The 25,082-nt window shown below is 64.2% G+C and carries 23 protein-coding genes; 7 read left to right on the top strand and 16 right to left on the bottom strand.

Annotated features, from left to right (window positions below):
- Window positions 1–107: 107 nt before the first annotated feature.
- A complete protein-coding gene (locus tag ACVJGD_RS25970) occupies window positions 108–1,100 on the bottom strand; it encodes a Bug family tripartite tricarboxylate transporter substrate binding protein (RefSeq protein ID WP_456636969.1) in 993 nt (330 codons plus the stop codon).
- 475 nt (window positions 1,101–1,575) lie between these two features.
- Here ACVJGD_RS25970 and ACVJGD_RS25965 point away from each other — a divergent pair, with 475 nt between their 5' ends.
- Complete coding sequence (locus ACVJGD_RS25965; RefSeq protein ID WP_456636968.1) at window positions 1,576–3,789, top strand: putative bifunctional diguanylate cyclase/phosphodiesterase; 2,214 nt, start codon at window positions 1,576–1,578, stop codon at window positions 3,787–3,789.
- Between the two features lie 111 nt (window positions 3,790–3,900).
- Here ACVJGD_RS25965 and ACVJGD_RS25960 read toward each other — a convergent pair whose 3' ends face one another.
- The 4 genes from ACVJGD_RS25960 to lepA form a co-directional block, all read right to left on the bottom strand.
- Window positions 3,901–5,073, bottom strand: a complete 1,173-nt coding sequence (locus tag ACVJGD_RS25960) for an acyl-CoA dehydrogenase family protein (protein ID WP_456636967.1) — start codon at window positions 5,071–5,073, stop codon at window positions 3,901–3,903.
- A gap of 90 nt (window positions 5,074–5,163) precedes the next feature.
- Entirely contained in the window at window positions 5,164–5,493 is a 330-nt protein-coding gene (locus tag ACVJGD_RS25955; RefSeq protein WP_456636966.1) for a type II toxin-antitoxin system PemK/MazF family toxin, read from the bottom strand.
- Window positions 5,490–5,726 carry an antitoxin MazE family protein gene (locus ACVJGD_RS25950; protein ID WP_456636965.1) on the bottom strand — a complete coding sequence of 79 codons (237 nt, stop codon included), beginning with the start codon at window positions 5,724–5,726 and terminating at the stop codon, window positions 5,490–5,492. The genes ACVJGD_RS25955 and ACVJGD_RS25950 overlap by 4 nt, the downstream gene beginning before the upstream one ends.
- A 48-nt stretch (window positions 5,727–5,774) precedes the next feature.
- A complete protein-coding gene (lepA, locus tag ACVJGD_RS25945; protein WP_456636964.1) occupies window positions 5,775–7,586 on the bottom strand; it encodes a translation elongation factor 4 in 1,812 nt (603 codons plus the stop codon).
- Between the two features lie 300 nt (window positions 7,587–7,886).
- Between lepA and ACVJGD_RS25940 the strand changes: the two genes are divergently transcribed.
- The 4 genes from ACVJGD_RS25940 (at window position 7,887) to ACVJGD_RS25925 (ending at window position 14,009) form a co-directional block, all read left to right on the top strand.
- A complete protein-coding gene (locus tag ACVJGD_RS25940) occupies window positions 7,887–9,518 on the top strand; it encodes a glycosyltransferase family 39 protein (protein ID WP_456636963.1) in 1,632 nt (543 codons plus the stop codon).
- Between the two features lie 461 nt (window positions 9,519–9,979).
- Window positions 9,980–11,224 (top strand): MFS transporter, encoded by a 1,245-nt coding sequence (locus tag ACVJGD_RS25935; RefSeq protein WP_456636962.1) that lies wholly within the window; start codon window positions 9,980–9,982, stop codon window positions 11,222–11,224.
- Between the two features lie 99 nt (window positions 11,225–11,323).
- Entirely contained in the window at window positions 11,324–12,547 is a 1,224-nt protein-coding gene (locus ACVJGD_RS25930) for an MFS transporter (protein ID WP_456636961.1), read from the top strand.
- Window positions 12,548–12,671: 124 nt separating this feature from the next.
- Window positions 12,672–14,009 carry an IS1182 family transposase gene (locus ACVJGD_RS25925; protein ID WP_456633186.1) on the top strand — a complete coding sequence of 446 codons (1,338 nt, stop codon included), beginning with the start codon at window positions 12,672–12,674 and terminating at the stop codon, window positions 14,007–14,009.
- A 273-nt stretch (window positions 14,010–14,282) separates the two neighbouring features.
- Here the strand turns inward: ACVJGD_RS25925 and ACVJGD_RS25920 are convergent, their stop codons facing one another.
- Window positions 14,283–14,777: a VOC family protein gene (locus ACVJGD_RS25920; protein ID WP_456636960.1), complete on the bottom strand. Its 495-nt coding sequence runs from the start codon at window positions 14,775–14,777 to the stop codon at window positions 14,283–14,285.
- 96 nt (window positions 14,778–14,873) lie between these two features.
- A complete protein-coding gene (locus tag ACVJGD_RS25915; protein ID WP_456636959.1) occupies window positions 14,874–15,419 on the bottom strand; it encodes a carboxymuconolactone decarboxylase family protein in 546 nt (181 codons plus the stop codon).
- 151 nt (window positions 15,420–15,570) lie between these two features.
- Here ACVJGD_RS25915 and ACVJGD_RS25910 point away from each other — a divergent pair, with 151 nt between their 5' ends.
- Window positions 15,571–16,755 (top strand): acyl-CoA dehydrogenase family protein, encoded by a 1,185-nt coding sequence (locus ACVJGD_RS25910; protein WP_456636958.1) that lies wholly within the window; start codon window positions 15,571–15,573, stop codon window positions 16,753–16,755.
- Between the two features lie 6 nt (window positions 16,756–16,761).
- Window positions 16,762–17,901, top strand: a complete 1,140-nt coding sequence (locus ACVJGD_RS25905) for an acyl-CoA dehydrogenase family protein (RefSeq protein ID WP_456636957.1) — start codon at window positions 16,762–16,764, stop codon at window positions 17,899–17,901.
- Window positions 17,902–18,040: 139 nt separating this feature from the next.
- Here the strand turns inward: ACVJGD_RS25905 and ACVJGD_RS25900 are convergent, their stop codons facing one another.
- The 9 genes from ACVJGD_RS25900 to ACVJGD_RS25860 all read right to left on the bottom strand — a co-directional run bounded on the left by ACVJGD_RS25900 (window position 18,041) and on the right by ACVJGD_RS25860 (window position 25,033).
- Window positions 18,041–19,078, bottom strand: a complete 1,038-nt coding sequence (locus ACVJGD_RS25900; protein ID WP_456640372.1) for an amino acid ABC transporter substrate-binding protein — start codon at window positions 19,076–19,078, stop codon at window positions 18,041–18,043.
- Between the two features lie 58 nt (window positions 19,079–19,136).
- The gene (locus tag ACVJGD_RS25895; protein ID WP_456636956.1) at window positions 19,137–19,730 is read right to left on the bottom strand and encodes a L,D-transpeptidase; all 594 of its coding nucleotides are present in this window, start codon (window positions 19,728–19,730) and stop codon (window positions 19,137–19,139) included.
- A gap of 159 nt (window positions 19,731–19,889) precedes the next feature.
- The gene (locus ACVJGD_RS25890) at window positions 19,890–20,018 is read right to left on the bottom strand and encodes a DUF2474 domain-containing protein (RefSeq protein WP_456636955.1); all 129 of its coding nucleotides are present in this window, start codon (window positions 20,016–20,018) and stop codon (window positions 19,890–19,892) included.
- Complete coding sequence (gene cydB, locus ACVJGD_RS25885) at window positions 20,018–21,028, bottom strand: cytochrome d ubiquinol oxidase subunit II (protein ID WP_456636954.1); 1,011 nt, start codon at window positions 21,026–21,028, stop codon at window positions 20,018–20,020. Before cydB ends, ACVJGD_RS25890 begins: the two co-directional genes overlap by 1 nt.
- Window positions 21,025–22,431 (bottom strand): cytochrome ubiquinol oxidase subunit I, encoded by a 1,407-nt coding sequence (locus tag ACVJGD_RS25880; protein ID WP_456636953.1) that lies wholly within the window; start codon window positions 22,429–22,431, stop codon window positions 21,025–21,027. Before ACVJGD_RS25880 ends, cydB begins: the two co-directional genes overlap by 4 nt.
- 151 nt (window positions 22,432–22,582) lie before the next feature.
- Window positions 22,583–23,128, bottom strand: a complete 546-nt coding sequence (locus ACVJGD_RS25875; RefSeq protein ID WP_456636952.1) for a thioredoxin family protein — start codon at window positions 23,126–23,128, stop codon at window positions 22,583–22,585.
- 24 nt (window positions 23,129–23,152) lie between these two features.
- Complete coding sequence (locus tag ACVJGD_RS25870) at window positions 23,153–23,854, bottom strand: cytochrome c biogenesis CcdA family protein (protein WP_456636951.1); 702 nt, start codon at window positions 23,852–23,854, stop codon at window positions 23,153–23,155.
- 219 nt (window positions 23,855–24,073) lie between these two features.
- Window positions 24,074–24,253: a hypothetical protein gene (locus tag ACVJGD_RS25865; protein ID WP_456636950.1), complete on the bottom strand. Its 180-nt coding sequence runs from the start codon at window positions 24,251–24,253 to the stop codon at window positions 24,074–24,076.
- Window positions 24,254–24,421: 168 nt separating this feature from the next.
- Window positions 24,422–25,033, bottom strand: coding sequence for a sigma-70 family RNA polymerase sigma factor (locus ACVJGD_RS25860; protein ID WP_456636949.1), 612 nt, complete (start codon window positions 25,031–25,033; stop codon window positions 24,422–24,424).
- Window positions 25,034–25,082: the final 49 nt, after the last annotated feature.

Raw genomic sequence — 25,082 nt, 5'->3', positions numbered from 1 at the left:
CGTTGATCTCCCACAGCTATCGCAGGCGGCGCGCGCAATTGCATGCAGTGCTAGTCGCGGACGACGCTGCGCTCCCTCTCCCGCTTGCGGGAGAGGTGGAAAGAGCCTTACTGCATCTCGATCTTGGCCGACTTGATCACCGTGCCCCAGCGGTCGACCTCGCTGCGCATGTATTTGGCGGTCCGCTCCACCGACCCGCCATAGATTTCCGCAGAGAGCTTTCGCAGGTTGGCTCGCATGGCGGGCAGGGCCAGCACTTCGTTCACGTCGACGTTGATCTTCTCGACGATCGCTTTGGGCGTCCCGGGCGGCGCCACGATTGCGTACCAGGCGACCGCTTCGAATCCCGGCAGCGTTTCGGCGATCGTCGGCACGTTGGGCATGGATGGCAACCGCTTGGGCGAGGCCACGGCGAGCAGCTTGAGCTTGCCGGCCGTCACCAGCGGCAGCGTGACGCCGAGATTGTCGAACATCAGGTCGACGTCGCCGGCGAGCAGGCCCTGCAGCGCCGGCACCGTGCTGCGATAGGGGATCTGGCGCAGCTTCACCTTGGCCATCGTCTCGAATAGTTCGGAGCTCAGATGCGACGTGGTCCCGCTGCCGAGCGTGGCGGTGGTGACTCCATCAGGGTTTGCGCGCAGATAGTCGATCAGCTCCGCCACGCTGGATGCCTTGATGCCGTTCGGGCGGACGAAGATCGCGTTCGGTACCTGCGCCATCACGATGATCGGCTCGAACTTCGCCGGATCAAAGCCGAGCTTCCGAAAAAGGTTCTGGTTGATGACGAGCGGCGGCGGCGGCGCGGAGAGCAGGGTGTAGCCGTCGGGGGCGGCATTGTAGACCTCCTCCGCTCCGACGTTTCCGGACGAACCGGCCTTGTTCTCGATCACGACCGGCTGGCCCCATTTGCGCGACAGCCAATCCGCGACCAGCCGTGGGACCGCATCCGCCGTGCCGCCGCCAGGGAATGGCACGATGATCCTGACGGTGCGATCCGGATAGTCTCCGGCAATGCCGGGACCTAACGTCAGGAGCAGCACGAGCGTCGCCGCTAGCAGTGAGCTGATGGTGAGAGATAGATTGTGCGTGCTCTGGCGCATCGGGTCCCCTCCCCGAGGCGGCGTCTCGCGCCTCGTCCGCCGTCTGCAACTTGGCGTCCCCTACGATGCAGGATAGCCCGAACCGGCAGGCGCCCGAAGCACTTTTGGCGGCAGCAGATGTCGCGCCGATCGCGTCGGTCTCATGATTGATTCGATGCGGGATCGCGGCTTAACCGGGCACTAACCCTGTCGCGCAATGACGCAATTTCATGCGGAATACGCGCCATTGGTGCAGCCGTAACGTCGCTGCGCGCTGCGCGGGAAAATTGGCTCGCGCGCATGGGTGATTTGCCTGTTGGATTTGCTTCTCACTCCGTCCGAGCTGTCTGACGGTATTGCGGGATGCGCGGATCCGCCTCTTAAACAGGCATCCCAGAGTCCGTTCCATTCTTGGAACCGGCGGAAGATACCATTTTTTCAGACACTTATCGGAGAAAGATCGCCGGCGCGAGAGTGCGTGCGGGGCGAAAAGTCGATGCCGAAGATGCGGCCAAGAACGGCTAAGAAACTGAAGGGCAAGGTGGCGGCGAGAATTCCCGGTCGTCCGGTCAAGCCCGGCCCGAAGCTTCCAGGCGGCAAGCGCGTTCCGCCCGAGATCGGCGAGATCGTGCGCAAGCGCGCCGAGGCCGAGGCTGCGATCGCGGATGCGCGCCGCTCCAACGAGCGCCTGCGCGAAGCCATCGACATCCTGCCGCAGGGCATCGTGTTTCTCGACGCCGAAGGCCGCTACATCCTCTGGAATAAGAAATATGCGGAGATCTATCGCCGCAGCTCCGACCAGTTCGAGCACGGCGCGCGGCTGCAGGACACGCTGCGGGTTGGCGTTGCGCGTGGCGATTACCCCGAGGCGGTCGGCCGCGAGGAGGCGTGGATCGCCGAGCGGCTGAAGAAGCTCTATCAGCCCGGCGAGCGGCATGAGCAGAAGCTCGCCGACGGCCGCGTCATCCTGATCGAGGAGCGGCTGACGTCTGACGGCGGGGTCGTCGGCCTGCGCGTCGACATCACCGAATTGAAGCAGCGCGAAGCATCGTTCCGCCTGCTGTTCGATGGCAATCCGGTGCCGATGATCGTCTGCTCGCTCGACGGCGAGCGCATCCTTTCCGTCAACGATGCCGCGGCCCAGCACTATGGCTTCAGCCGCGCCGAATTCGAGAAACTCACCATCCGCAGCCTGCAGGCGTTCGATACCGAACTGCCATGGATCGGCGGCCGCGACGGCGACGAGCAGGCGGCGCGGACCTGGAAGCATGTGCGGGCCGACGGCACGCTGATCGATCTTGCGATCTATTCGCGCGAGCTGATGCATGGCGACCAGCCGGCGGTGCTGCTGGCGCTGATGGACATGACCGAGCGCAAGCGCGCCGAGGCGCGGCTTGCCTTCATGGCCCAGCATGACGGGCTGACGGGGCTGCCCAACCGCAATCTCTTGCGCCAGCAGATGGACGACATGCTGCTGCATACCCGCCGCAGCGCCGAGAAGATCGCCGTGCTGGTGCTCGGCCTCGACAATTTCAAGGCCGTCAACGACACGCTCGGCCACGGCGTCGGCGACAAGCTGCTGCGCGGCGTCGCAAAACGCCTGCGCTCGACCTTGCGCGAGGAAGATGCGCTGGCCCGTCTCAACTCCGATGAATTCGCGATCGTGCAGGGCGGCGTGTCGCGTCCGGAGGACGCAGTGCTGCTGGCGAAGCGGCTGCTGGAGGCGATCGGCGAACCCTATCTGCTCGACGGCCATTCCATCGTGATCGGCGCCAGCATCGGCATTGCGATGTCGCCCGGCGACGGCGACGAATCCGAGAAACTGCTCAAGAGCGCCGATATGGCGCTGTCGCGCGCCAAGAGCGAATTCCGCGGCACCTTCTCCTTCTTCGAGGCCGAGATGGACGCGCGCGCCCAGACCCGCCGCAAGATCGAGATGGATTTGCGCGACGCGATCCAGAACGACGGGTTGCGGCCGTTCTACCAGCCGCTGGTCGATCTCTCGAGCGGCCGCATCACCGGCTTCGAGGCGCTGGTGCGCTGGCCGCATCCCGAGCGCGGCATGATCTCGCCGGGCGAATTCATCCCGGTTGCGGAAGAGACCGGCCTGATCAATCCGCTCGGCGGCCTGATGCTGCGGCGCGCCTGCATGGACGCCGCGCACTGGCCGGACGATGTCTGCGTCGCCGTCAACCTGTCGCCGCTGCAATTCCGCACGGGCAACCTGCTGTCACAGGTGACGGAAGCGCTGAAACATTCCGGGCTGCCGGCGCGGCGGCTCGAGCTCGAGATCACCGAAACGCTGCTGCTGGAAAAGAGCAGCCAGGTGCTGGCCACGTTGCACGCGCTGCGCGCGCTCGGCGTCCGCATCTCGATGGACGATTTCGGCACCGGCTATTCCAGCCTCAGCTATTTGCGCAGCTTCCCGTTCGACAAGATCAAGATCGACCAGTCCTTCGTGCGCGACCTCGGCTCGAACCGTGATGCGCAGGCGATCGTGCGTTCGATCATCAGCCTCGGCAAGGGCCTCGGCGTCACCATCACCGCCGAGGGCGTCGAGACCGAAGCCGAGCTGAGCTGCCTGCGCGCCGAAGGCTGCCACGAGGGCCAGGGTTTCCTGTTCAGCCGCGCCAGGCCCAATTGCGACATCGTCAGCCTGCTGCAGGCACAGCGCGGCGAGGCAGGCGACGAAGCCGCGCTGGTGGCGTAGTAGCGATAGAATCGTAGGGTGGGCAAAGCGCAGCGTGCCCACGCGAGCAGCGCGCTTGATGGTGGGCACGCTGCGCTTTGCCCACCCTACGCGGCTTCACCAGAAGAACACTTACCGCGCCGTCGGCGGTCCCGCGAGATTGCCCGAGAGGATCGCGCGGCCGGCATCCTCGTAGTTGACATCGCGGGCCTGGATCTGCTGCGCGATCGCGTGCATGTCGCGGAAGCGGCGCTCGAACTTGTTGGCCGCGAACACCGCCGTTGCGCCCGCCATGTGATAGGCGGTGTCGACCACAGCAGCCGATTGGTGGATGGTCCAGGTCGAAGCGACCCGCAGCGCCACGCGATGGCCTTCGGTCAGCGGATTGCCGCGCTCGAGATCGCGCCACACCTCCGCCGCGGTCGCATAGAGATAGGCGCGTGCGGCGCGCAGGCTCGCCTCGGTGCGGCCGATCAGTCCCTGCACAGCATTGTTCTCGCGCATCGCCTTCAACCCTTGCGGTGTCTTGCCGCGCGAAAGCTCGATCGCGGCATCGAGCGTGGCGCGCGCCACGCCGAGCGCGGTCGCGGCAAAGCCCATGCCGAACACCATGTTGGTCGAGAGCCGGTACAGCGGGCCCTGTTCGCGCAAGGCCGAAGGATCGTCGCGCAGCGCCGCGAATTTCTCGGGGATGAAGAGATTCTCCACCGAATAGGAATCGGTGCCGGTGCCCTTCAGCCCGATCACGTCCCAGACGTCGTGCATCGTGGCACTCGCCGCCGGAAACAGGATGGTGCGGATTTCGACCGAGCCGTCCGCCTTCTTGCGCTGCGTGCCGTCCTCTTCGACCACGCGCACATGCGCCCCCAGCCAGCTCGCCTGCCGTGAGCCGCTTGCAAAATCCCAGCGTGCGTTGGCGAGATAGCCACCCGGCACCGCCTTCACCTGATGCGCGATCGCGCCCCAGGCCAGAATGCCCGGCGCGACGTTGAAGATCTCGTTGGCCGCGTCAGGCTCGAGATAGGCCGCGGTCATCGCGCAGACGCTGCATTGGCCGAGGCACCAGGCGGTGGAGGCATCGGCCTTGGCGATCTCCTCCTGCATCCGCATGAACGCTTCCAGCGCCGCCTCGCTGCCGCCGAAACGCTTTGGCAGCAGCGCCCGGTACAGCCCGTTGTCGACCAGCGCCGCCGTCACCGCGCCCGTCAGCCGCCGCGTCCGCTCGATCTCGTCGGCGTCGGCTATGATCAACGGCGCCAGCGCGCGCGCCTTCTCGGCGAGATCGAACCCTTCCACCTTGCTCATGCGCTTCCTCGCTGTTGTTGTTTTGTTGAGCGGGAACGCGATGGTGGCCTATCTGGTAGGAGAGGGCAAGCTAGGAGTAGTGTGGCCCGCCTATCGCGCGAGCCCAAGTACAACGAGAAGGGCACGATCGAGCTGTTTGGACGCTTCGGAATCCAGATGACCGATGACGCGTCGAATCCGGTCGCGCCGCAGCGCAATCATCTTGTCCGTCATGATCTGAGACGGAAGCTTGAGGCCGTTCGACGGCTTCGCGTCTATGATAGGCCTCAGTGGCAGCTTTTCCTGAACATCCGACGTGATCGGGCAGAGGAAGATCGTTGACAGGTGCTTGTTGAACTCGTCAGCCTGGACGATGACGCCGGGCCGCGGCCGCCCCAACTCACTGGGGACGACGGCCAGAACGACGTCGCCACGCTTCACTTCCAGCTATCCCAATCGTAAGCCGCTTCGATCCAATCGTTGATCACTGCATCCTCCGGATGCCGTGCCATCAGTTTGGCCTGTCGGCGCAGGTCGGCACGGACCTTGGGATCACGCAGGTCCGGCACCCAATGCTGCACCGGACGCAGTCCCTGCGCGCGCAGGCGCTCGCGGCGCGCGGTCATGCGCTGCTGGGGCGTACGGGGCTTCGACTTCTTCGGAGTGGTGGCCATATTCCGTATCGTAACATGTTACGCACGAAATTCAATGGCTGGCGGAACTCAGCCATCCACCTTCAGCGCGGCAATAAAAGCTTCCTGCGGGATGTCGACCTTGCCGAACTGCCGCATCTTCTTCTTGCCTTCCTTCTGCTTCTCCAGAAGCTTGCGTTTGCGCGTGATGTCGCCGCCGTAGCATTTGGCGGTGACGTCCTTGCGCAGTGCGCGCACGGTTTCGCGGGCGATCACCTTGCCGCCGATCGCGGCCTGGATCGGGATCTGGAACATGTGTGGCGGGATCAGTTCCTTCATCTTCTCGACCATGGCGCGGCCGCGGCCCTCGGCGCGGGTGCGGTGCACCAGCATCGACAGCGCATCGACCGGCTCGCCATTGACCAGGATCTGCATCTTGACGAGGTCGGCCGGCTTGTAGTCGGTCAAATGATAGTCGAACGAGGCGTAGCCCTTGGAGACCGATTTCAGCCGGTCGTAGAAATCGAACACGACTTCGTTGAGCGGCAAATCGTATTTCACCATCGCGCGGCTGCCTACATAGGTCAGCTCCTTCTGCGAGCCGCGCCGGTCCTGGCACAGCTTCAGCACGCTGCCGAGATATTCGTCCGGCGTGAGGATCGTAGCCTCGATCCAGGGTTCGTCGATTTCAGCGATCTTGACCACGTCGGGCATGTCGACGGGATTATGAATCTCGATTTCGGTGCCATCCGTGAGCTTCATCTTGTAGATGACGCTCGGCGCGGTCGCGATCAAATTGAGATCGAACTCGCGCGACAGCCGCTCCTGGATGATCTCCAGGTGCAACAGCCCGAGGAAGCCGCAACGGAAGCCGAAGCCCAGCGCGGCCGAGGTCTCCATCTCGAACGAGAAGCTGGCGTCGTTGAGGCGGAGCTTGCCCATCGCCGCGCGCAAGGTTTCGAAATCGTCGGCGTCGACCGGGAACAGGCCGCAGAACACCACCGGAACCGCCGGCTTGAAGCCCGGCAGCATCTCCTTCACCGGGTTGCGGTCGTCGGTGATGGTGTCGCCGACGCGGGTGTCGGCGACTTCCTTGATCGCGGCGGTGATGAAGCCGATCTCGCCGGGGCCGAGTTCGTCCACCTGCTGCATCTTCGGCGTGAAGAAGCCGACGCGCTCGATGTCATAGGCTGCACCCGTGCCCATCATGCGGATGCGCTGGCCCTTCTTCATCACGCCGTCGACGACGCGGATCAGGACGACCACGCCGAGATAGACGTCGTACCAGCTATCGACCAGCAGTGCTTTTAGGGTGGCGTCCTTGTCGCCCTTCGGCGGCGGCAGGCGGGTGACGATGGCTTCCAGCACGTCAGGCACGCCGAGGCCGGTCTTGGCCGAGATCATCACGGCGTCCGAGGCGTCGATGCCGATCACATCCTCGATCTGCTGCTTGACCTTGTCGGGCTCGGCGGCGGGCAGGTCGACCTTGTTCAGGACCGGTACGATCTCGTGGTTGTTGTCGAGCGCCTGGTAGACATTGGCGAGCGTCTGCGCCTCGACGCCCTGGCTGGCGTCGACCACGAGCAGGGAACCTTCGCAGGCCGCCAGCGACCGCGAGACTTCGTAGGCGAAGTCGACATGGCCGGGCGTGTCCATCAGGTTGAAGATGTAATCCTTGCCGTCCTTGGCGCGATATTTCAGCCGCACCGTCTGCGCCTTGATGGTGATGCCGCGCTCGCGCTCGATGTCCATGGAATCGAGCACCTGTTCCTTGCCCGCCATCTCGCGCTCCGACAGGCCGCCGGTCATCTGGATCAGGCGGTCGGCCAGCGTCGATTTTCCATGGTCGATATGGGCGACAATGGAGAAGTTGCGGATGTTCGGAATAGGGGCGGTCGTCATGGGGCGCGAGATAGCATTCGCACCCCGAAGCGGCAACCAAATTGCGGAATTTTGAGGGGGTTCACCTCTCCCGCTTGCGGGGGAGGCGTAGGCCGCCTTCGGCGGCCGTTCTTAAAGGACGCCGAAGCGAAGCTTCGGCTATGGCGAAGGGCCGGGTGGGGGCTCTCTCCCCACGGACAGTCTAAATCGTGGAGACAACCCCCACCCCAACCCTCCCCCGCAAGCGGGAGAGGGAGCGCAGCGTCGTTCCCTCACGCCAAGCTGATTTCATTCACCCAAAAAACAGGCTACGCAGGCGCCATGCCAACTGCATCAACCCTGCCCATCGCGGCGCGCGCAAAACGGAAATTCTCGATCTCGCGCCTGGAGGCGTGGCTGGTGGCGCGCGCAACCGATCCCGTCACCGGATTATGGTTCGTCACCGGCTTTGCGCTGGCCCACGCCGTGCTGTGGACGCTGATCCTCGTCAATCTGAAGTCCGCGCAGGATATCCATATGGATGTCGCGGAGGCCTTTGCCTGGGGCCAGAAATTCCAGCTCGGCTATGGCAAGCATCCGCCGCTGTCCGGCTGGGTCGCCGGCCTCTGGTTCCGCATCTTCCCTGTGACGGATTGGGCGACCTATGCGCTGGCGATGGCGGTCATTGGCGTGAGCCTCGTGGTGTGCTGGCTGATCGCGCTCCGTGTCGTCGACCGCCGCCGCGCCTTCTTCGTCGTGGTGATGCTCGCGCTCTACCCGATCTTCAACTTCAAGGGTTACAAGTACAACCCGGACCTGCTGCAGCTTGCGACCCTGCCGCCGGTCGTGCTGGCCTATCTCTACGCGTTCGAGAAACGCACCGCGATTTCGGGGATCTGGCTTGGCCTGGCCGGCGCGCTGGCGCTGATGACCAAATATTGGGTGCTGACCATGATCGGCGCCATCGGGCTTGCGGCGCTGATCCATCCCGAGCGGTTGCGCTTCCTGGCCTCGCCGGCGCCATGGGTTGCGATCGCAACGCTGATTGTGGCGATGATCCCGCATATCGTGTGGCTGAGCGAGGCCCATTTCGCGCCGCTGACCTATGCCGGAGATGTCTACAGCATCGATAATCGCGAGGTCAGTCTGTATCTCGTGAACGGCTATATTGGCCACAATATCGGATTGCTCGCCGCCTGCATCGTGCTGGCGGCGCTCGCGCTCGGCTGGGGTGCGCTGGTGCGGCGGCCGTCGACCTTGTTCACGCGCAACTGGTCGCTCGGGCCGAATCCCGGCGTGAACCTTTCGCAGGCGCTCAACGTCTGGATCATCCAGATCATCGTCGCGATCGGACCGCCGCTCGGCGCGCTGTTCTTCGAGATCTACATCAAGACCGACTGGGGCATCTCGCTGTTCTTCCTGACGCCGCTGGCGCTGGTCGCGATCCCGTGGCTGCGGATCCCCAGGATGGCGCTGTTTCGGATCAGCGCGATCTGGCTCTTGATCACCATCGTCATGCTGTTTGCCTCGCCGACCATCGCCGAGCGCGAACTCGCCGCCGATCCGAGCAGCGTCGCGAAATACGGCGCGCGCGCCGAACTCGCGCGCGAGCTCACCGAAGCCTGGCACCGCAAAGCCGCCTCGCGCTGGCCCGTGGTGGCCGGCACCACGGAGGTGATCATGCCGCTGGTGTTCTACAGCCCCGATCATCCCGCGCCGTTCACGCCGGGCGAGATCTGGAGCAATGGACTTACCAGCGAAGCGGAGGCCAGGCGCCTCGGCTTCATCGGCGTGTTCGATCCCAATGACGGACGCCTGCCGGCATTCGAGAGCTGGATCGACAAGAACGCGCCGCACGCCGAACGCCTGATCATGACCACGCGCCGCTTCGTCCACGGCCACCCCGGCCCCGCCGTAAGCTGGAAAGTCTACATCGCCCCGCCGGCGCCCCCTACGCCTGATCGCCCGAAGTGACGACCTCATCCCGAGTAGCCGCGAAGCGGCGTCGAGGGATGGTCCGCAGACTCCCTACCTTCCGTCATTCCGGGGCGCGACGCAGTCGCGAACCCGGAATCCATCGGGCCACTCACATCGTCATTGCGAGCGAAGCGAAGCAATCCATGCCGCCACAAGCGGCAAGATGGATTGCTTCGCTGCGCTCGCAATGACGAAAGGACAGCGCACTCCAACCTATCTCCTCACCCTGAGGAGACCGCGCAGCGGTCGTCTCGAAGGGCGAGGCCACCAGCGGGGCTTCATCCTTCGAGACGCGCGTTCCGCGCTCCTCAGGATGAGGGTCAGGTAGAGTGCCAACCATCGTGTGCCACTCGCATAACGTCCGTCCGTTTGTGCTGGTTGATCGGGCGGCGTCCTCTCTCCATAGTGCGCCCGCAACAGCGAGGTTCCCTGCCGGGTGCCTTGGAATGGGAATCTCGATGAGTGACGTCACATCCAGCGACGAGATCGCCGACGATGCGCGGGCGCGCGCCAATGTACTGCGGCTGGCGGCGGCGCAGGCGCTGACCGGCGCCAATTCGGCCGTCATCTTCGCCACCGGCTCGATCGTCGGCGCGACGCTGGCGCCAAACATCTCGCTCGCCACCGTGCCGCTGTCGATGTATGTGCTGGGGCTTGCCGCCGGCACGCTGCCGACCGGCGCGATCTCGCGCGCCTATGGCCGCCGCACCGCCTTCATCATCGGCACCGGCTGCGGCACGCTGACCGGCGTGCTCGGCGCCTTCGCGATCCTGCGCGGCGCGTTCTGGCTGTTCTGCCTTGCGACCTTCCTCGGCGGGCTCTATGGCGCGGTGGCGCAATCCTATCGCTTCGCCGCCGCCGACGGCGCCAGCGCCGCGTTCCGGCCGAAGGCGGTGTCCTGGGTGATGGCGGGCGGCGTATTCGCCGGCGTGCTCGGTCCGCAGCTCGTGCAATGGACCATGGACGTCTGGCCGCCTTATCTCTTCGCCTTCAGCTTCGTGGTGCAGGCGCTCGTCGCTCTGGTCGCAATGGCGGTGCTGGCAGGCGTCGATGCGCCGAAGCCCGCCGCGATCGACCTGCATGGCGGCCGGCCGCTGCTCGAGATCGCGCGGCAGCCGCGCTTCATCGCCGCCGCGCTCTGCGGCATCATCGCCTATCCGATGATGAACCTGGTGATGACGTCGGCGCCGCTTGCGATGAAGATGTGCGGCCTCTCCGTCAGCGACTCCAATTTCGCGATCCAGTGGCACATCATCGCGATGTACGGTCCGAGCTTCTTCACGGGATCGCTGATCGCCCGCTTCGGCGCGCCGCGTATCGTCGCGCTCGGCCTCCTGTTGGAGGCGCTCGCCGCGGCGATCGGGCTCTCCGGCCTGACCACGCTGCACTTCTGGGCGACGCTGGTCGTGCTCGGCGTGGGCTGGAATTTCGGCTTCGTGGGCGCCTCCGCGCTGGTGCTGGAGACGCACCGGCCGCAGGAGCGCAACAAGGTGCAGGCCTTCAACGATTTCCTGGTGTTCGGGATGATGGCGATCGGCTCGTTCTCGTCAGGCCAATTGCTCGCCAATTACGGCTGGTCGGCGGTGAATCTCGTGGTGTTCCCGCCCGTGCTGCTGGGGCTTGTCGTGCTGTGGATCGCCTCGTTTGCAAAACGACGCGCTAAATTGCGTAGCGTGGACGAGTTTCCGGAACCAACTATTTGAGAACTTGCTGACAACTGCTGACAGTTCGGTCGTGGTCGAAATGATGAGCAAGCCATTCTGCTAAACGGTACGACCGCGTAACAACGACAAGCAAGAACCGTGGACGCATCGACTCACATCAGCAGCGACGAGACCTCGCTGCGCTACGACGGCTGGCGCATCGTGCTGGTCTGCTTCCTACTCGCGACCTTCGGCTGGGGTCTCGGCTTCTACGGCCAGAGCGTCTATGTCGCCGAACTGCAGCGCCTGCATGGCTGGCCGGCATCGCTGATTTCGTCGGGCACCACGTTCTTCTATCTCGCGGGCGCAGGACTGGTCGTCTTTGTCAGCGAAGCGATCAAGGCGTTCGGCCCGCGCGCTTGCTTGATCGCGGGCACCTGCGCGATGGCCGCGGCGGCGCTAGCCGTCGGGCAGGTGCGCGAGCCCTGGCAGCTCTATCTTGCCGACGCCGTGCTCGCCTTCGGCTGGGCCGGCACCAGCCTCGGCATGATCACCAACACGCTCGGCCTGTGGTTCGACAAGAAGCGCGGCATGGCGATCAGCCTGGCGCTGAACGGCGCTAGCTTTGGCGGCATCGCCGGCGTGCCGCTGCTGGTCGCCGGCATCGGATATTTCGGTTTCTCCGGCGCGATGACCGCGGCGGCCATCGCGATGGTCGTGCTGATGGTGCCGGTGATCCTGATCTTCGTCGGCCGGCCGCCGGTGCATTTGACCGCGATGACGCTGGCGGCTGCGGATGGACCGTCGCCGACGCAGATCCGCGCCCGTGCGCTTCGCGATCTCGGCTTCCTCTCGGTGACGATCGCGTTCGCCCTGGTGCTGTTCGCCCAGGTCGGCTTCATCGTGCACCTGATCGCATTCCTGGATCAGGTGATCGGCCGCGAGCGCGCAGCGCTTGCGATGGCGCTGCTGACGGCGATGGCGGTGGTCGGGCGCGTGAGCTTCTCCTTCGTGATCGACCGGCTCAATCAGCGGTTGGCATCGGCGCTGTCCTTCGTCAGCCAGGCCATGGCGCTCCTTATCATCATCAACCTGCGCAGCGATTGGGTGCTGGTCGCGGCATGCGCGCTGTTCGGCTTCTCGGTCGGCAATCTGATCACGCTGCCGGCCTTGATCGTACAGCGCGAATTCGACTCGCGCTCGTTCGGCGTGCTGGTGAGTCTGCTCACCGCCATCAACCAGATCACTTATGCGTTTGGTCCAGGCGTGGTCGGCCTGCTGCGCGATGCATCGGGCAGCTACGCCTTGCCGTTCTACGGCTGCATCGCGCTCGAATTGACTGCGGCCGTGCTGGTCATGATCCGCGGGCGGGGCAATGCATAGCTTCGATACGGCTGCCACGCACACCACCCTCATCCTGAGAGCGTGAGAATCTTTAGGCAATGAGCATTTGCCACAGCCGCGGTGCTGTGATTCGCTTGCATTGCGCGCGAGGCAGGGGCTGACGATGGCTGACGAGCAATTGTTCGAGGGGTTACCTGAGCAGGAAAGACCGCAGGCCGAAGGGCGTGGTGCGCTGCGGCTGCGGGTGCCGGAACGCAGTCAGATCGGCATGCAGGTGGCGGCATTGGACGATCTGATCTCGGAGGATCATCCGGTCCGCTCGGTCTGGGCGTTCGTCGAGGGGCTGGATCTGTCGGCGTTGCACGAGGTGATCAAGGCGCGCGAGGGCCAGCCCGGACATCCGCCAGCAGCACCGGAACTGATGTTGGCGCTTTGGCTGTGGGCCACGGTCGATGGGGTGGGCAGCGCCCGCCAACTGGATCGGCTGTGCCGCGATCATCTGGTCTATCGCTGGTTATGCGGCGGGGTGTCGATGAACTATCACAGCCTGTCGAACTTCCGGATCGCGCATATGGCAGTTCTGGAGCGGCTGCTGGCGCAGGGGGTCGCATCCATGGTGGAAGCTGGCCTGGTGTCGCTCGACACGTTGGCGCAGGATGGCTTGCGGGTGCGCGCGGGTGCCGGGGCGAGTTCCTTCCGCCGGCGCGCGCGGCTTGATGATCTGCTCACCGCGGCGCAGACGCGGGTGGCGCGCCTGCGCGCTGAAGCCGAGACGGATCCGGCGGCTGGCGATCGTCGCCAGCGGGCGGCGAAGGCGCGTGGCGCCCGCGAGCGCGAGGCGCGGATCGCGGCGGCGCAGCAGCGCATGAAGGAACTGGAGGTCGAGCGGGAGCGGCGCGAGAAGACCAACAAGAACCAGGTGGCCAAGCAGAAGGAGCCGCGCGCTTCGACCACCGATACCGACGCGCGGGTGATGAAGATGGCCGATGGTGGGTGGCGTCCGGCTTATAACATGCAGATCATCTCGGCGCCGGAACACCAGGTGATCGTTGCGGTCGACATCGATACCAGCGGCTCGGATCGCGGCCTGGCGCAACCGGGGATCGAGACGGTGCACGCTGAAGGCTACGACCCCTCCAACTATCTGGTCGACGGCGGCTTCACCAAGAACGACGACATCGAGTGGGCCCACGCCAAAGATATCAAACTGTGGTGCCCGGCGGGGCAAACCAGGCACGGCACCGACCCTTATGCGCCGAAGCAGGGTGACGGTGTTGGCGTCGCGGATTGGCGTGAACGCATGCAGAGCAAGGACGGTAAGGCATTCTACCGACTGCGCGCCGAGCACGAATGCATCAATGCCCATGCCCGCCGCATGGGACTGCGCCAGCTAACCCTGCGCGGCAAGATCAAGGCCCGCCTCCATCTGCTGTGGTTCGCCGTCGCTCACAACATGATGCGCTTCCTCGCCTTGCACGCCAAGGCGCAGGTCGCGGCATGAACAGAGGCGTCCACGCCAGCAGGTGCCCACAAAGCGCCGCAGCAGCCGCAGCACCGGCCCGGAGGTCAGATCGCGGTCATTCGGCGCCGGCTCAACCGAAAAGCTTTACGGTCTGTGCCTTCCAGCCCATCACATGTAAAATTCTCCGGACAAGGCGAATCATTCTCACCCTCTGAGGAGCGGCCGTCAAGCCGCGCCTCGAAGGATGGGCCACGGGGAGATCGGGGCCTCATGGTTCGAGACGGCGCTTGCGCGCCTCCTCACCATGAGGGACTACGTTTGCCGCTGTCTCAGCAAGTCCTCGAGATCGAGCCGCTTGGTGAACATCGCGAGCGCGCCATCCGGCGTGCGCGGCCATTGCTCCTTCGCCCGGTCCCAATAGAGCTCGACGCCGTTCTCGTCGGGATCGCGCAGATAGAGCGCCTCGCTGACGCCGTGGTCGCTGGCGCCGTCGAGCGCGATACCGGCCGAGAGCACGCGGTGCAGCGCGTCGGCGAGAGCGGGGCGGGTCGGGTAGAGGATCGCGGTGTGGTACAGGCCGGTGGTGCCTGGCGGCGGCGGATGGCCGCTTTTGCTCTCCCAGGTGTTCAGCCCGATGTGGTGGTGGTAGCCGCCCGCCGAGATGAACGCAGCGCCGGAACCCAGGCGCTGCTGCAGCTCGAAGCCGAGCACGCCGCAATAGAAGCCGAGCGCGCGATCGAGATCGGCGACCTTCAGGTGCACGTGCCCGATCCGCGTGCCGGCGATGATGGGAGGATTTTGCGCCATGCTGCTGCTCCGTTTGAAATCTCGTATGTAGCGACGATCGGAGCGCAGCGGTACAGGCCTATCCTGAAACGGTGTGTTTCCGGCCGCGTCCCTGGCTTACGCCAGCTCCGACACCTCGCCGTCCGGCAGGCCGAATTCAAAGGTGTTCAGCGTCAGCGACACCATCGTGTAGTAGCCGCAGAGCCCGATGATTTCGACCACGCCGCGCTCGCTGAGCCCCTCGACAGCTTCATCATACAGCGCCCGCGACAGCCCATGGCCTTCGTGCAGCGATTTCGCCACATCATAGATCATCCCGGCCTTGGGGTCGTCGAATTCGGGCGTGCGGCGGTCGCGGATGGCGTCGATGATTTTCGGGTCGAGGCCGCCCTTCAGCGCGAGGCGCTTGTGCGCCCACCATTCGTAATGCGCGGTGAAGTGGCGCGCGGTGACGAGGATCGCGATCTCCGAAAGTTTTGGCGGGAACACCGTGTTGAAGCGCAGCATCTCGCCCAGCCGCGTGGCATGCCTGGCCATTTCCGGGCTGTTGAGCCAGGCCATCATCGGCGCCGGCGCGGAGCCGCGCTTGCCGGCGATCGCCTCGTCATAGGTCTGTTTTTGCGCCTCGTTCATTTCGCCAGGCGAAAGCAGCTTCAGCCGCATGTCCGTTTCCTCTTGTTTTTCAATCGTTACGCCAGGAAGCGCATACACCCGATCGCGCGTCGCGGCCACCGGCGCGGGGCGCATCGAGATATTGAATTCCACGGTCCGGCGGCTAAGGTCGTTTCAGCAATTCGTCAGATGGAAGCGCCCGATGGCCGATCTTGAAAGATTCCGCAGTGAAACCCGCGCCTGGCTGGAGCAGAACTGCCCGCCGGAGATGCGCAAGCCCATGACCTCGGACGCCGATACGTTCTGGGGCGGCCGCAACGCCAAGTTCTCCTCCGAGCCGCAGCGGATCTGGTTCGAGCGGATGCGCGACAAGGGCTGGACGGTGCCGCACTGGCCGAAGGAATATGGCGGCGGCGGGCTCGATGGCGAGGAAGCGAAAATCCTGCGCCAGGAGATGGCGGCGATCGGCGCGCGGCAGCCACTGACCTCGTTCGGCATCTCCATGCTTGGGCCCGCGCTGTTGAAATATGGCACGGAGGAGCAGAAGCGGGAGCATCTGCCGAAGATCACGGCCGGCCTGATCCGCTGGTGTCAGGGCTATTCCGAGCCGAACGCCGGCTCCGATCTCGCTTCGCTGCAGACGCGGGCCGAGAGCGACGGCGATGATTTCATCATCAATGGCCAGAAGATCTGGACCTCCTACGCCAACTATGCGGACTGGATCTTCTGCCTGGTGCGCACCGACCCGACCGCGAAGAAGCATGACGGCATCAGCTTCATCCTGTTCGACATGACCTCGAAAGGCGTGTCGACCAAGCCGATCCTGTTGATCTCAGGCTATTCGCCGTTCTGCGAGACCTTCTTCGACAATGTGCGGGTGCCGAAATCGCATGTCGTGGGCACCATCAACCAAGGCTGGGACGTCGCAAAATATCTGCTGCAGCACGAGCGCGCGATGATCTCCGGCATGGGCGAGCGCGGCGTTGGCCGTCCGCTCGGCCAGATCGCCGCAGATTCCATCGGTGCCGACGATCAGGGGCGCCTCGATGATGCGGTGCTGCGCAGCCAGATCGCGAGCTTCGAAGTCGATGAAGCGGCGCTCGCCGCGGCCGCCGAGCGCGCGGTTGATCTGGCGAAGGCTGGGCAGGCGCATCCGGCATTCTCCTCGGCGATGAAATATTACGGCACCGAGCTCAACAAGCGCCGCTACGAGATCCTTATGTCGGCTGGCGGCATCGACGCGCTGGAATGGGAAAGCGAGCGCTCCAGGGGCGGCGCCCGGCCGCGCGCCTGGCTGCGCACCAAGGCCAATTCGATCGAAGGCGGCACGTCGGAGGTGATGCTCGGCATTGTCGCCAAGCGCATCCTCGACCTGCCGGGAGCTTGATGCATCATGGCCCTCATCCTGACCGAAGAACAATCCATGCTGCGCGACAGCGCGCGCGGCCTCATCGGCGACCGGGCGCCGGTCTCGCATCTGCGCCAGTTGCGCGACAGCAAGGACGAAACCGGCTTCTCGCGCGAACTCTGGAAGACCTTTGCCGAGATGGGCTTCTCGGGCCTCCTGGTGCCGGAACAATTCGGCGGCAGTGGGCTCGGCGCGGTCGAGGCCGGGATCGTGATGGAGGAGATCGGGCGCACGCTGATGCCGTCGCCGTTCCTTGCCACGTCCGTGCTCGCAGCCTCGGCGTTATCGCGTGGCGGCAGCGAGGCGCAGAAGTCGCGGCATCTGCCCAAGATCGCCGACGGCTCGCTGCTCGCCGCGCTCGCGGTCGACGAAGGCGCCAAGCATCGTCCGCTGCAGACCAGCATGCAGGCGGTGCGCAGCGGCAACGGCTTCAAGCTGAATGGCGACAAGGCGCTTGTCGTCGATGGCCATACCGCTGACCTCCTGATCGTCGCAGCGCGCACGGCCGGCAGCGCCGGGGAGAAGAACGGGGTGACCCTGTTCCTGGTCGATCCGAAGGCCAAGGGGATTGCGACCGAGCGCACCATCATGGTCGACTCCCACAACGCCTCGCGCATCGTGTTCGACAATGTCGAGGTCGACGCCGACAGCGTGTTAGGAGAGGTCGATCAGGGCTATCCGCTGCTCGAAGGCGTGCTCAATGTCGGCCGCGGCGCCGTCGCGTCGGAAATGGTGGGCCTGAGCGAGGAGGTATTCGGCCGCACGGTTGCGTACCTGAAGGAGCGGAAGCAGTTCGGCAAGGCGATCGGCGAATTCCAGGCGCTGCAGCATCGCGCCGCCCAGCTCTATATCGATATCGAGATCACGCGCGCCGCAGTGCTGAAAGCATTGCAGGCCCTCGATGCCGATTTGGCCAATGCGGGCAGCGCCGTTGCCGTCGCCAAAGCGCGCGCCGGCACCACGGCGACGCTCGCTGTGCAAGAGGGCGTGCAGATGCACGGCGGCATGGGCATGACCGACCAGTTCGACATCGGCTTCTTCATGAAGCGCGCGCGGGTGTGCCAGGAGCTGTTCGGCGACAGCAATTTCCACGCCGATCAACTGGCAAGGACGAAGGGGTATTGATCTCTATCCCTCATGGTGAGGAGCCGCGCAAGCGGCGTCTCGAACCATGAGGCCCGTTCTGTGGCCTCATCCTTCGAGACGCCCGTTCCGCGCTCCTCAGGATGAGGAGATAGAGCGGAGGCTATGAACCGGGAGACCTCTACCGGATCGGCGGGGCGTACTGGATGCCGCCGGCGCTCCAGAGCTGGTTGAGGCCGCGCGGGATCTTCAGTTGCGACTCGCTGCCGACGTTGCGGTCGTAGATCTCGCCGTAATTGCCGACGTGGCGGATGATGCGCGCAGCCCAGTCCTTGGTCAGGCCGAGGTCCTCGCCGTAGGAGCCTTCGGTGCCGACCAGCCGCATCACCTCGGGCTTCTTCGATTTCATCGCCTCGTCGATGTTCTTCGACGTGATGCCGAGTTCCTCGGCGTTGATCATCGCATAAAGCGTCCATTTCACGATCATCATCCAGTCGTCGTCGCGCAGCCGCACCACCGGTGCGAGCGGCTCCTTCGAGATGATGTCGGGCAGGATGATGTGGTCATTGGGCTTGGAGAGGTTGAGCCGCAGCGCATAGAGCTGGGAGGCATCTGCAGTGAGGGTATCGCACTGCCCGCTGTCATAGGCTTTGACGACATCCTCCAGCTTTCCGAACTTCATCTCCGTATATTTCATATTGTTGATACGGAAATAGTCGGCGAGGTTGAGCGCCGTCGTGGTCTCCCCCTGCACGCAGACCTTGCTGCCGTTCAAATCGAGTGCGGAATCGATGTTGCGTGAGCGCGGCAGCATGAAGCCTTCGCCGTCATAATAGGCGACGGCCGGGAAATAGAGGTCGTAGTTGGTCTCGCGCGACATGCTCCAGGTCGAGTTGCGCGAGAGGATGTCCACCTTCCGGCTCTGCAACTCCTTGAAGCGCTCGCTGGCATCGAGCGGGACGAACTTTGCCTTGGACGGATCGTCGAAGATCGCGGCGGCCACCGCGCGGCAGAAGTCGACGTCGAAGCCGGTCCAGTTGCCCTTCTCGTCAGGGATCGAGAAGCCCGGCAGGCCCTTGTTGACACCACACAGCACCTCGCCGCGGCGGATGGTGCGCTTCAACGTCTTGGTGTCGTATCGCTCATAGGTGACGGCGGCGGCTGCAACCAGGGCCGCGACCGCGAGCCCGATCAGCAGGCCGCCTCGAAATGTGCGCATCATTTATGTCTCACCGGATGATGGGGGCAATGGTGTCAGGAAGGGAGAGGGCGGGCGGTTACAGTTCGGGCTTCTGCCGGACGATCACCTTGGTGCCGACGGGGACGCGATCATAGAGGTCGGCGACGTCGGCGTTGACCAGCCGGAAGCAGCCGGAGGAGATCGCGGTGCCGATGGTGTTGGGCTGGTTGGTGCCGTGGATGCGGTAGACGGTGGTGCCGAGATACATCGCGCGGGCGCCGAGCGGGTTGCCGGGGCCGCCGGCCATGAAGCGCGGCAGGTAGGGCTGACGTGCGATCATTTCCGGCGGCGGGGTCCAGTCCGGCCATTCCGCCTTGCGGGTAATGTTGAGGAGACCCTGCCATTGGAAGCCTTCGCGGCCGACGCCGATGCCGTAACGGATGGCGCGGCCGTTGCCCTGGATCAGGTAGAGATGGCGTTCCTTGGTCGAAATGATGATGGTCCCCGGCGCCTCGTTGGTGCGGTAATAAACCACCTGCTTGCGCCATTCCGGATCGAGCTCGACGTTATCGTCCGGGACCAGGCCTGGCTGGTCGCCGACATCGGACGTCTGGGCCTGGCTCTGCGAGGCCGAAAGCATCAGGCCGCCGGCGGCAATGACCATCCAGATCAGGTGACGAAGTTTCGTCATACAAAGCTCTCCTCGTTGGCGCGCGGCCAAATGCATTGATGGTCCACCCAAATCAGGAAGCATCAAATCTCAGTGGCAGCTTGATGGCAAGTTTGGGGCGAAGCAGGTAGCTCGCTGGAATACCTGCGATTTCCGTCATGGCCCTGTAGCGGAGTTGTCTTATTGCGGTGCGATCCAGAGCCGCAGGCCGAACGAAATCAGCGCCACGGCACCGACGCCGCCGAGCCAAAGCGCGGCGAACCACATCAGGCGCTTTCCGAACGGGCGTGGATTCTCCTCGCGCGGCATCAGTGATACCCGCCTCCGGGCCGCACCTTGCCGCGAAACACCCAATATGCCCAACCCGTATAGGCGAGGATCAGCGGGATCAGGATCGCGACGCCGACCAGCATGAAGATCTGGCTGTTGGGGGGCGAGGCCGCCTCCCAGATCGTGATGCTCTGCGGCACGATATAGGGATACATGCTGATGCCGAGGCCGGCGTAGGACAGGAAGAACAGCACCAGCGTCAGGAAGAACGGCTGGTAGTCATACTTGTTCGCAAGACCTCGCAACAGCAAAACGGTGGTGGCCGCCACCGCGATCGGCACCGGCGCAGTCAGGATGATGTTCGGCCAGGTGAACCAGCGCTGGGTATATTGCACGCTGAGGAACGGGGTTGCGATGCTGACGGCGCCGATCGCGCCGAGCATCGCGAACAGGAGTACCCAACTCAATTGATAGGCCTTGTCGCGCAGCGCGCCCTCGGTCTTCATCACCAGCCAGGTCGCGCCCAAAAGCGCGTAACCCACGACCAGCGATATTCCGGTCAACACGCTGAAGGGCGTCAGCCAGTCCCACCAGCCGCCGGCATATTGCCGGGCCTCGACATGCACGCCCTGCAGGATGGCGCCGAGCGCAACGCCCTGCGCCAGCGCCGCCACCAGCGATCCGCCGAAAAAGGCGATGTCCCAGCGGTTGCGTTCGCGCTGCGTGCGCCAGCGGAATTCGAAGGCGACCCCACGGAAGATCAAGCCGACCAGCATCGCGATCATTGGAGTGTAGAGCGCCGGCATCAGCACGGCGTAGGCAAGCGGGAATGCCGCCATCAGCCCGCCGCCGCCGAGCACCAGCCAGGTCTCGTTGCCGTCCCAGACCGGCGCCACACTGTTCATGATGATGTCGCGATCTGCCTTCCTCGGAAAGAGCGGAAACAGGATGCCAAGACCGAGATCGAAGCCGTCCATGACGATGTAGACGAACACCGCGAAGGCGATGATGAAGGCCCAGACGACGGCAAGGTCGACCGCGACGCTCATCGTGCGCCCTCCGCTGCTGCGGCGGCGGCCGGCGTGATGCCGGCAGCACGGGCGGGAACGTCACGCGGCGGCCCGAGTTCGCCCGGATGCGGCGGCGCCGCCATCAGCCGCAGCAGATAGATCACGCCCGCCGTGAACACCGCGAAGTAGACGATGACGAAAGCGAGCAGCGATGAGCCGACCGCAGGCGCGGCGAGCGGGGAAACCGAATCGGCCGTCCGCAGCAGGCCATAGACCGTGAATGGCTGCCGTCCGGTCTCGGTGGTGATCCAGCCCGCCAGCACCGCGATGAAGCCCGCCGGCCCCATCAGCATTGCGAAGATGTGCAGGAAGCGCGAGGAATAGAGCTGGCCGCGCCAGCGCATCCAGGCGCTGAGCAGGCCGAGCCCCATCATCAGGAAGCCGAGCCCGACCATGATGCGGAACGACCAGAAGGTGATCGGTACCGGCGGCCAGTTTTCGCGCGGCACGGTGTCGAGCCCGGCCATCGGCGCGGTGGGTGAGTGCTTCAGGATCACCGATCCGAGCTTGGGAATCTCGACGGCGTAGTCGACCCGGCCGGCGGTCTGGTTCGGCCATCCGAACAGGATCAGCGGCGCGCCGTCCTTGTGGCTCTGGTAGTGGCCTTCCATCGCCATGATCTTCACGGGCTGATGCTCCAGCGTGTTCAGCCCGTGCTGGTCACCGGCCAGAATCTGGATTGGCGCGACAAACGTCGCCATCCACATCGCCATCGAGAACATCACGCGCGGACCGGCAAGATGCTGGTCACGCAGAAGGTGATACGCGCCGACCGCACCGACCACGAGCGCGGTCGTCAGATACGCTGCAAGCACCATGTGCACGAGGCGATAGGGAAAGGACGGGTTGAAGATCACCTCGAGCCAGTCGGCGGCCACGAACTGGCCGCTCGCATTGATGGCGTAACCGGTCGGCGTCTGCATCCAGGAATTGGACGAGAGGATCCAGAATGCCGAGATCAGCGTGCCGACCGCGACCATCAAGGTTGCGAGAAAGTGCAGCCTGGGACCGACGCGGTTCAGCCCGAACAGCATCACGCCGAGGAAGCCTGCCTCGAGGAAAAACGCGGTCAGGACCTCATAGGCCATCAGTGGTCCGATGACGGGTCCGGTCTTGTCGGAGAACGCCGACCAGTTGGTGCCGAACTGGTAGGACATCACGATGCCCGACACCACGCCCATCCCGAACGCGACCGCGAAGATCTTCAGCCAGTAGTGAAACAGATTGATGAAGACCTCGCGCCCGGTCCACAGCCAGAGCGCTTCGAGCACCGCCAGGTAGCTGGCGAGCCCGATCGAGAAAGCCGGAAATATGATGTGAAACGACATCGTGAAAGCAAACTGCGCCCGGGCGAGCGCAACCGCATCCCAGCCTTCGAACATGACGTGCGATCCATCGTGAGTTCCGACGTGAGGTTATCACGCGTCCGATCGCGGTGAAAACATGTCAATATGACCAAGGCAGACCGACCGACCCGGCGCGGACCTTGAGGCGCCGGGTTTGACGACAGTAGTATCGTCCTTGCAAAAGCGCTCAACTGTTGACGTTGAGCAGCCGTGCGATGGTGCGGTCAATCTGCTCGTATTGTCCCTCGCCGTCGTGATGGAATACGATATTTCCGTTCTGATCGATGATGTACTGGGCCGGCCAATACTGGTTGCGGTAGGCGTTCCAGGTCTGCGACTCATTGTCCTGCGCCACCGGGTAGGTGATGCCATGCCGTTTCAGCGCAGCCTGGACGTTGGATGCCGAGCGTTCGAACGGAAATTCCGGCGTATGGACGCCAACCACGACGAGGCCTCGACCCCTGTACTTGGCATCGAGCGCGACGACATGGGGCAGCGTGTTGACGCAGTTCACGCAGCCATAGGTCCAGAAATTGACCAGTACGACCTTGCCGCGCAGGTCGGCAATGTTGAGCGGCTGCGAATTGAACCATCTGCTGATGCCGGCAAAATTCGGCGCGCTCTGTTGTGCTGCCGCGACCTTCAATACAGGCTCCTGTGCGTGGGCGATATGAGGAGCGGCGATGCCGGTCAGGCAAACAGTGCCGATCAGGACGGATACAAGTGAGCGCATGATCATTTCCGTTTCCTCTTGAGGTCAAAGGCCGATCTGGCCGTTAGGGTAGAAGCTGGTCAGCCACGCCACGATGAGCGTGTCGTATTGGAAGTAGGAGAGCGCTGCGAAGGCGATGATGACGACGCCAAAGCCCTGCTGCAGTCGCGGCGCGATCCGCGCGATGCTGCGGATACGGGTCGTGACGGCCTGACCGCCGTAGGCGATAGCGAGCATCGGAAGCGCCGCCCCGATGGCGTAGACGACGAGCTGCAGACTGGCCCAGCCGGCATCTTTCGAGGTCGCCACAATGGTCAGGATCGAGCCCAGCACGGGTCCGGCGCAGGGCGTCCACACCAGCCCCAGTGTTGTGCCGAGCACGAAGCCGCCGATCAGCCCCAGCGATGGTGTTGCGTTGCCCGGCGAACCGCCGGCGGTGAGACCGCCGATTCGGATCGTCAGCCATTCGAACGGTGCCGGCCAGATCATCAACAGCCCGAAGCCGAGCAAGAGGATCGCGGCGCCGGTCCGTAACACGTTGGGATCGAAATCGAAGGCGCGCGTGATCGCGCTCAGCAGCAACGCCACCATCGAGAATGACATCACAAAGCCAAGCGCGATCATCGCCGGCCGCGCCTTGCTGGTCTGGCCTATCGATGCCCCAAGCAGGATCGGCAGCATCGGCAGGGTGCAAGGCGCCGCGACGGTGACAACACCCGCGAGCAGCGCGAGAACAAGATTCAGCATCAGAACCGCCCATCGCCAACCGGCCAAGCCCAATGCCCGGCGGTGTGATGTTCTTCGCGATGGCGAGATCGGCCGTTACGTCCGCCTCATGCGGGCGAGGTCACGTCTGTGTGAGACTTCCACACGGCCGCAAAAGCAGAGCGACCCGGCTGGGGGGCATCCCGGCCGGGTCGTTGGAGGTCGTTTGGGAGGTTGGAAACTTGAAGACTTACGAATTCGCTACCTGATCTCGCAGACGTCTGCGGCGCTCTTGGTGCTGCAATCGATCACCTGCTCGCGCACCGGCATCACACCGGCATCGCGCTGGGCGCGCGGTGAGACGTTCTGGCTCGAGAGTGTCGCAAGCGTAGCGACTGCGCCGAGCGGGATGATGAAGAAGCGGAAGGACGGCTTCAGCATGTCTTTCTCCTGTTCGGCGTTAGCGTTGCGTTCGATGGTTAATGGTATAGGGACCGAATTTTTCCGGGTGATGTCGTCGATTGTTTCAATTGTTTCGTCGCCGCTTTCTGGCTTCGAAGACAATCCCTATAATTTCTCACTCCGTGCGCGATCTTCCGGATGACTGTTTCACGCCGCGAGGCTCTCCACGCCGGCACACCTCAGCAACTCGGCCAATTGCTTGCGGGCATAGAACATGCGGGTCTTCACCGTGCTCTGGGGAATGCCGATGATCTCGCCCGCCTCTTCCACCGACTTCTCGTGATAGTAGACGAGGTTGATGATCTCGCGGTGGGCCGGCGACAGCTTCGCGACGCAGGCGCGCAGGATCTCGCTGGTGGTGGCGCGATCGAGCGCGGCTTCCGGCGTATCCGATTGGTCGGCGATGTCGAGCACTTCTTCCTGGTCGATGTCCTCATGCTTGCGCTGGCGCAGCGCGGTCAGCGCCTTGAAGCGGGCGATCGACAGCAGCCAGGTGGAAACCTGCGAGCGGCCTTCGAACTGTTCGGCCGTGCGCCAGACGTCCAGGAACACCTGGCTCACGAGATCTTCCGCCACCGTGGTGTCGCGGACCATGCGAAGGACGAAACGATAGACCCGGACGTTGTGGCGGGAATAGAGCACGTGCATGGCGGTGCGGTCGCCTGTGGCGATCTTGCTGAGCAGCATTTCGTCGGATGTCTGGCGTGCAGCGTCGATATGCGCGTTGGCTGCGGCGTTGATGGCGACGACGTTCGACATGACAGGCTCCCAGTTCGCCTTGGCGGCTTTCGTTGGGAGAATTGTTAAT

This window comes from Bradyrhizobium sp. USDA 10063, assembly GCF_054063735.1.
The sequence above is the reverse complement of the archived record's forward strand: the minus strand, read 5'-3'. Positions and strand labels throughout refer to the sequence as shown.

What these genes read in the sequence shown, in the direction of transcription:
- ACVJGD_RS25905 (WP_456636957.1), top strand. Translation starts at nt 16,762, where the DNA reads ATGGCCCTCATCCTGACCGAAGAACAATCCATGCTGCGCGACAGCGCG.
- ACVJGD_RS25880 (WP_456636953.1), bottom strand. Translation starts at nt 22,431, where the DNA reads ATGTTCGAAGGCTGGGATGCGGTTGCGCTCGCCCGGGCGCAGTTTGCT.
- ACVJGD_RS25965 (WP_456636968.1), top strand. Translation starts at nt 1,576, where the DNA reads ATGCCGAAGATGCGGCCAAGAACGGCTAAGAAACTGAAGGGCAAGGTG.
- cydB (WP_456636954.1), bottom strand. Translation starts at nt 21,028, where the DNA reads ATGAGCGTCGCGGTCGACCTTGCCGTCGTCTGGGCCTTCATCATCGCC.
- ACVJGD_RS25870 (WP_456636951.1), bottom strand. Translation starts at nt 23,854, where the DNA reads ATGCTGAATCTTGTTCTCGCGCTGCTCGCGGGTGTTGTCACCGTCGCG.
- ACVJGD_RS25920 (WP_456636960.1), bottom strand. Translation starts at nt 14,777, where the DNA reads ATGGCGCAAAATCCTCCCATCATCGCCGGCACGCGGATCGGGCACGTG.
- ACVJGD_RS25940 (WP_456636963.1), top strand. Translation starts at nt 7,887, where the DNA reads ATGCCAACTGCATCAACCCTGCCCATCGCGGCGCGCGCAAAACGGAAA.
- ACVJGD_RS25895 (WP_456636956.1), bottom strand. Translation starts at nt 19,730, where the DNA reads ATGACGAAACTTCGTCACCTGATCTGGATGGTCATTGCCGCCGGCGGC.
- ACVJGD_RS25910 (WP_456636958.1), top strand. Translation starts at nt 15,571, where the DNA reads ATGGCCGATCTTGAAAGATTCCGCAGTGAAACCCGCGCCTGGCTGGAG.
- ACVJGD_RS25860 (WP_456636949.1), bottom strand. Translation starts at nt 25,033, where the DNA reads ATGTCGAACGTCGTCGCCATCAACGCCGCAGCCAACGCGCATATCGAC.
- ACVJGD_RS25925 (WP_456633186.1), top strand. Translation starts at nt 12,672, where the DNA reads ATGGCTGACGAGCAATTGTTCGAGGGGTTACCTGAGCAGGAAAGACCG.
- ACVJGD_RS25890 (WP_456636955.1), bottom strand. Translation starts at nt 20,018, where the DNA reads ATGCCGCGCGAGGAGAATCCACGCCCGTTCGGAAAGCGCCTGATGTGG.
- ACVJGD_RS25970 (WP_456636969.1), bottom strand. Translation starts at nt 1,100, where the DNA reads ATGCGCCAGAGCACGCACAATCTATCTCTCACCATCAGCTCACTGCTA.
- ACVJGD_RS25935 (WP_456636962.1), top strand. Translation starts at nt 9,980, where the DNA reads ATGAGTGACGTCACATCCAGCGACGAGATCGCCGACGATGCGCGGGCG.
- ACVJGD_RS25875 (WP_456636952.1), bottom strand. Translation starts at nt 23,128, where the DNA reads ATGCGCTCACTTGTATCCGTCCTGATCGGCACTGTTTGCCTGACCGGC.
- lepA (WP_456636964.1), bottom strand. Translation starts at nt 7,586, where the DNA reads ATGACGACCGCCCCTATTCCGAACATCCGCAACTTCTCCATTGTCGCC.
- ACVJGD_RS25950 (WP_456636965.1), bottom strand. Translation starts at nt 5,726, where the DNA reads ATGGCCACCACTCCGAAGAAGTCGAAGCCCCGTACGCCCCAGCAGCGC.
- ACVJGD_RS25960 (WP_456636967.1), bottom strand. Translation starts at nt 5,073, where the DNA reads ATGAGCAAGGTGGAAGGGTTCGATCTCGCCGAGAAGGCGCGCGCGCTG.
- ACVJGD_RS25900 (WP_456640372.1), bottom strand. Translation starts at nt 19,078, where the DNA reads ATGCGCACATTTCGAGGCGGCCTGCTGATCGGGCTCGCGGTCGCGGCC.
- ACVJGD_RS25865 (WP_456636950.1), bottom strand. Translation starts at nt 24,253, where the DNA reads ATGCTGAAGCCGTCCTTCCGCTTCTTCATCATCCCGCTCGGCGCAGTC.
- ACVJGD_RS25915 (WP_456636959.1), bottom strand. Translation starts at nt 15,419, where the DNA reads ATGCGGCTGAAGCTGCTTTCGCCTGGCGAAATGAACGAGGCGCAAAAA.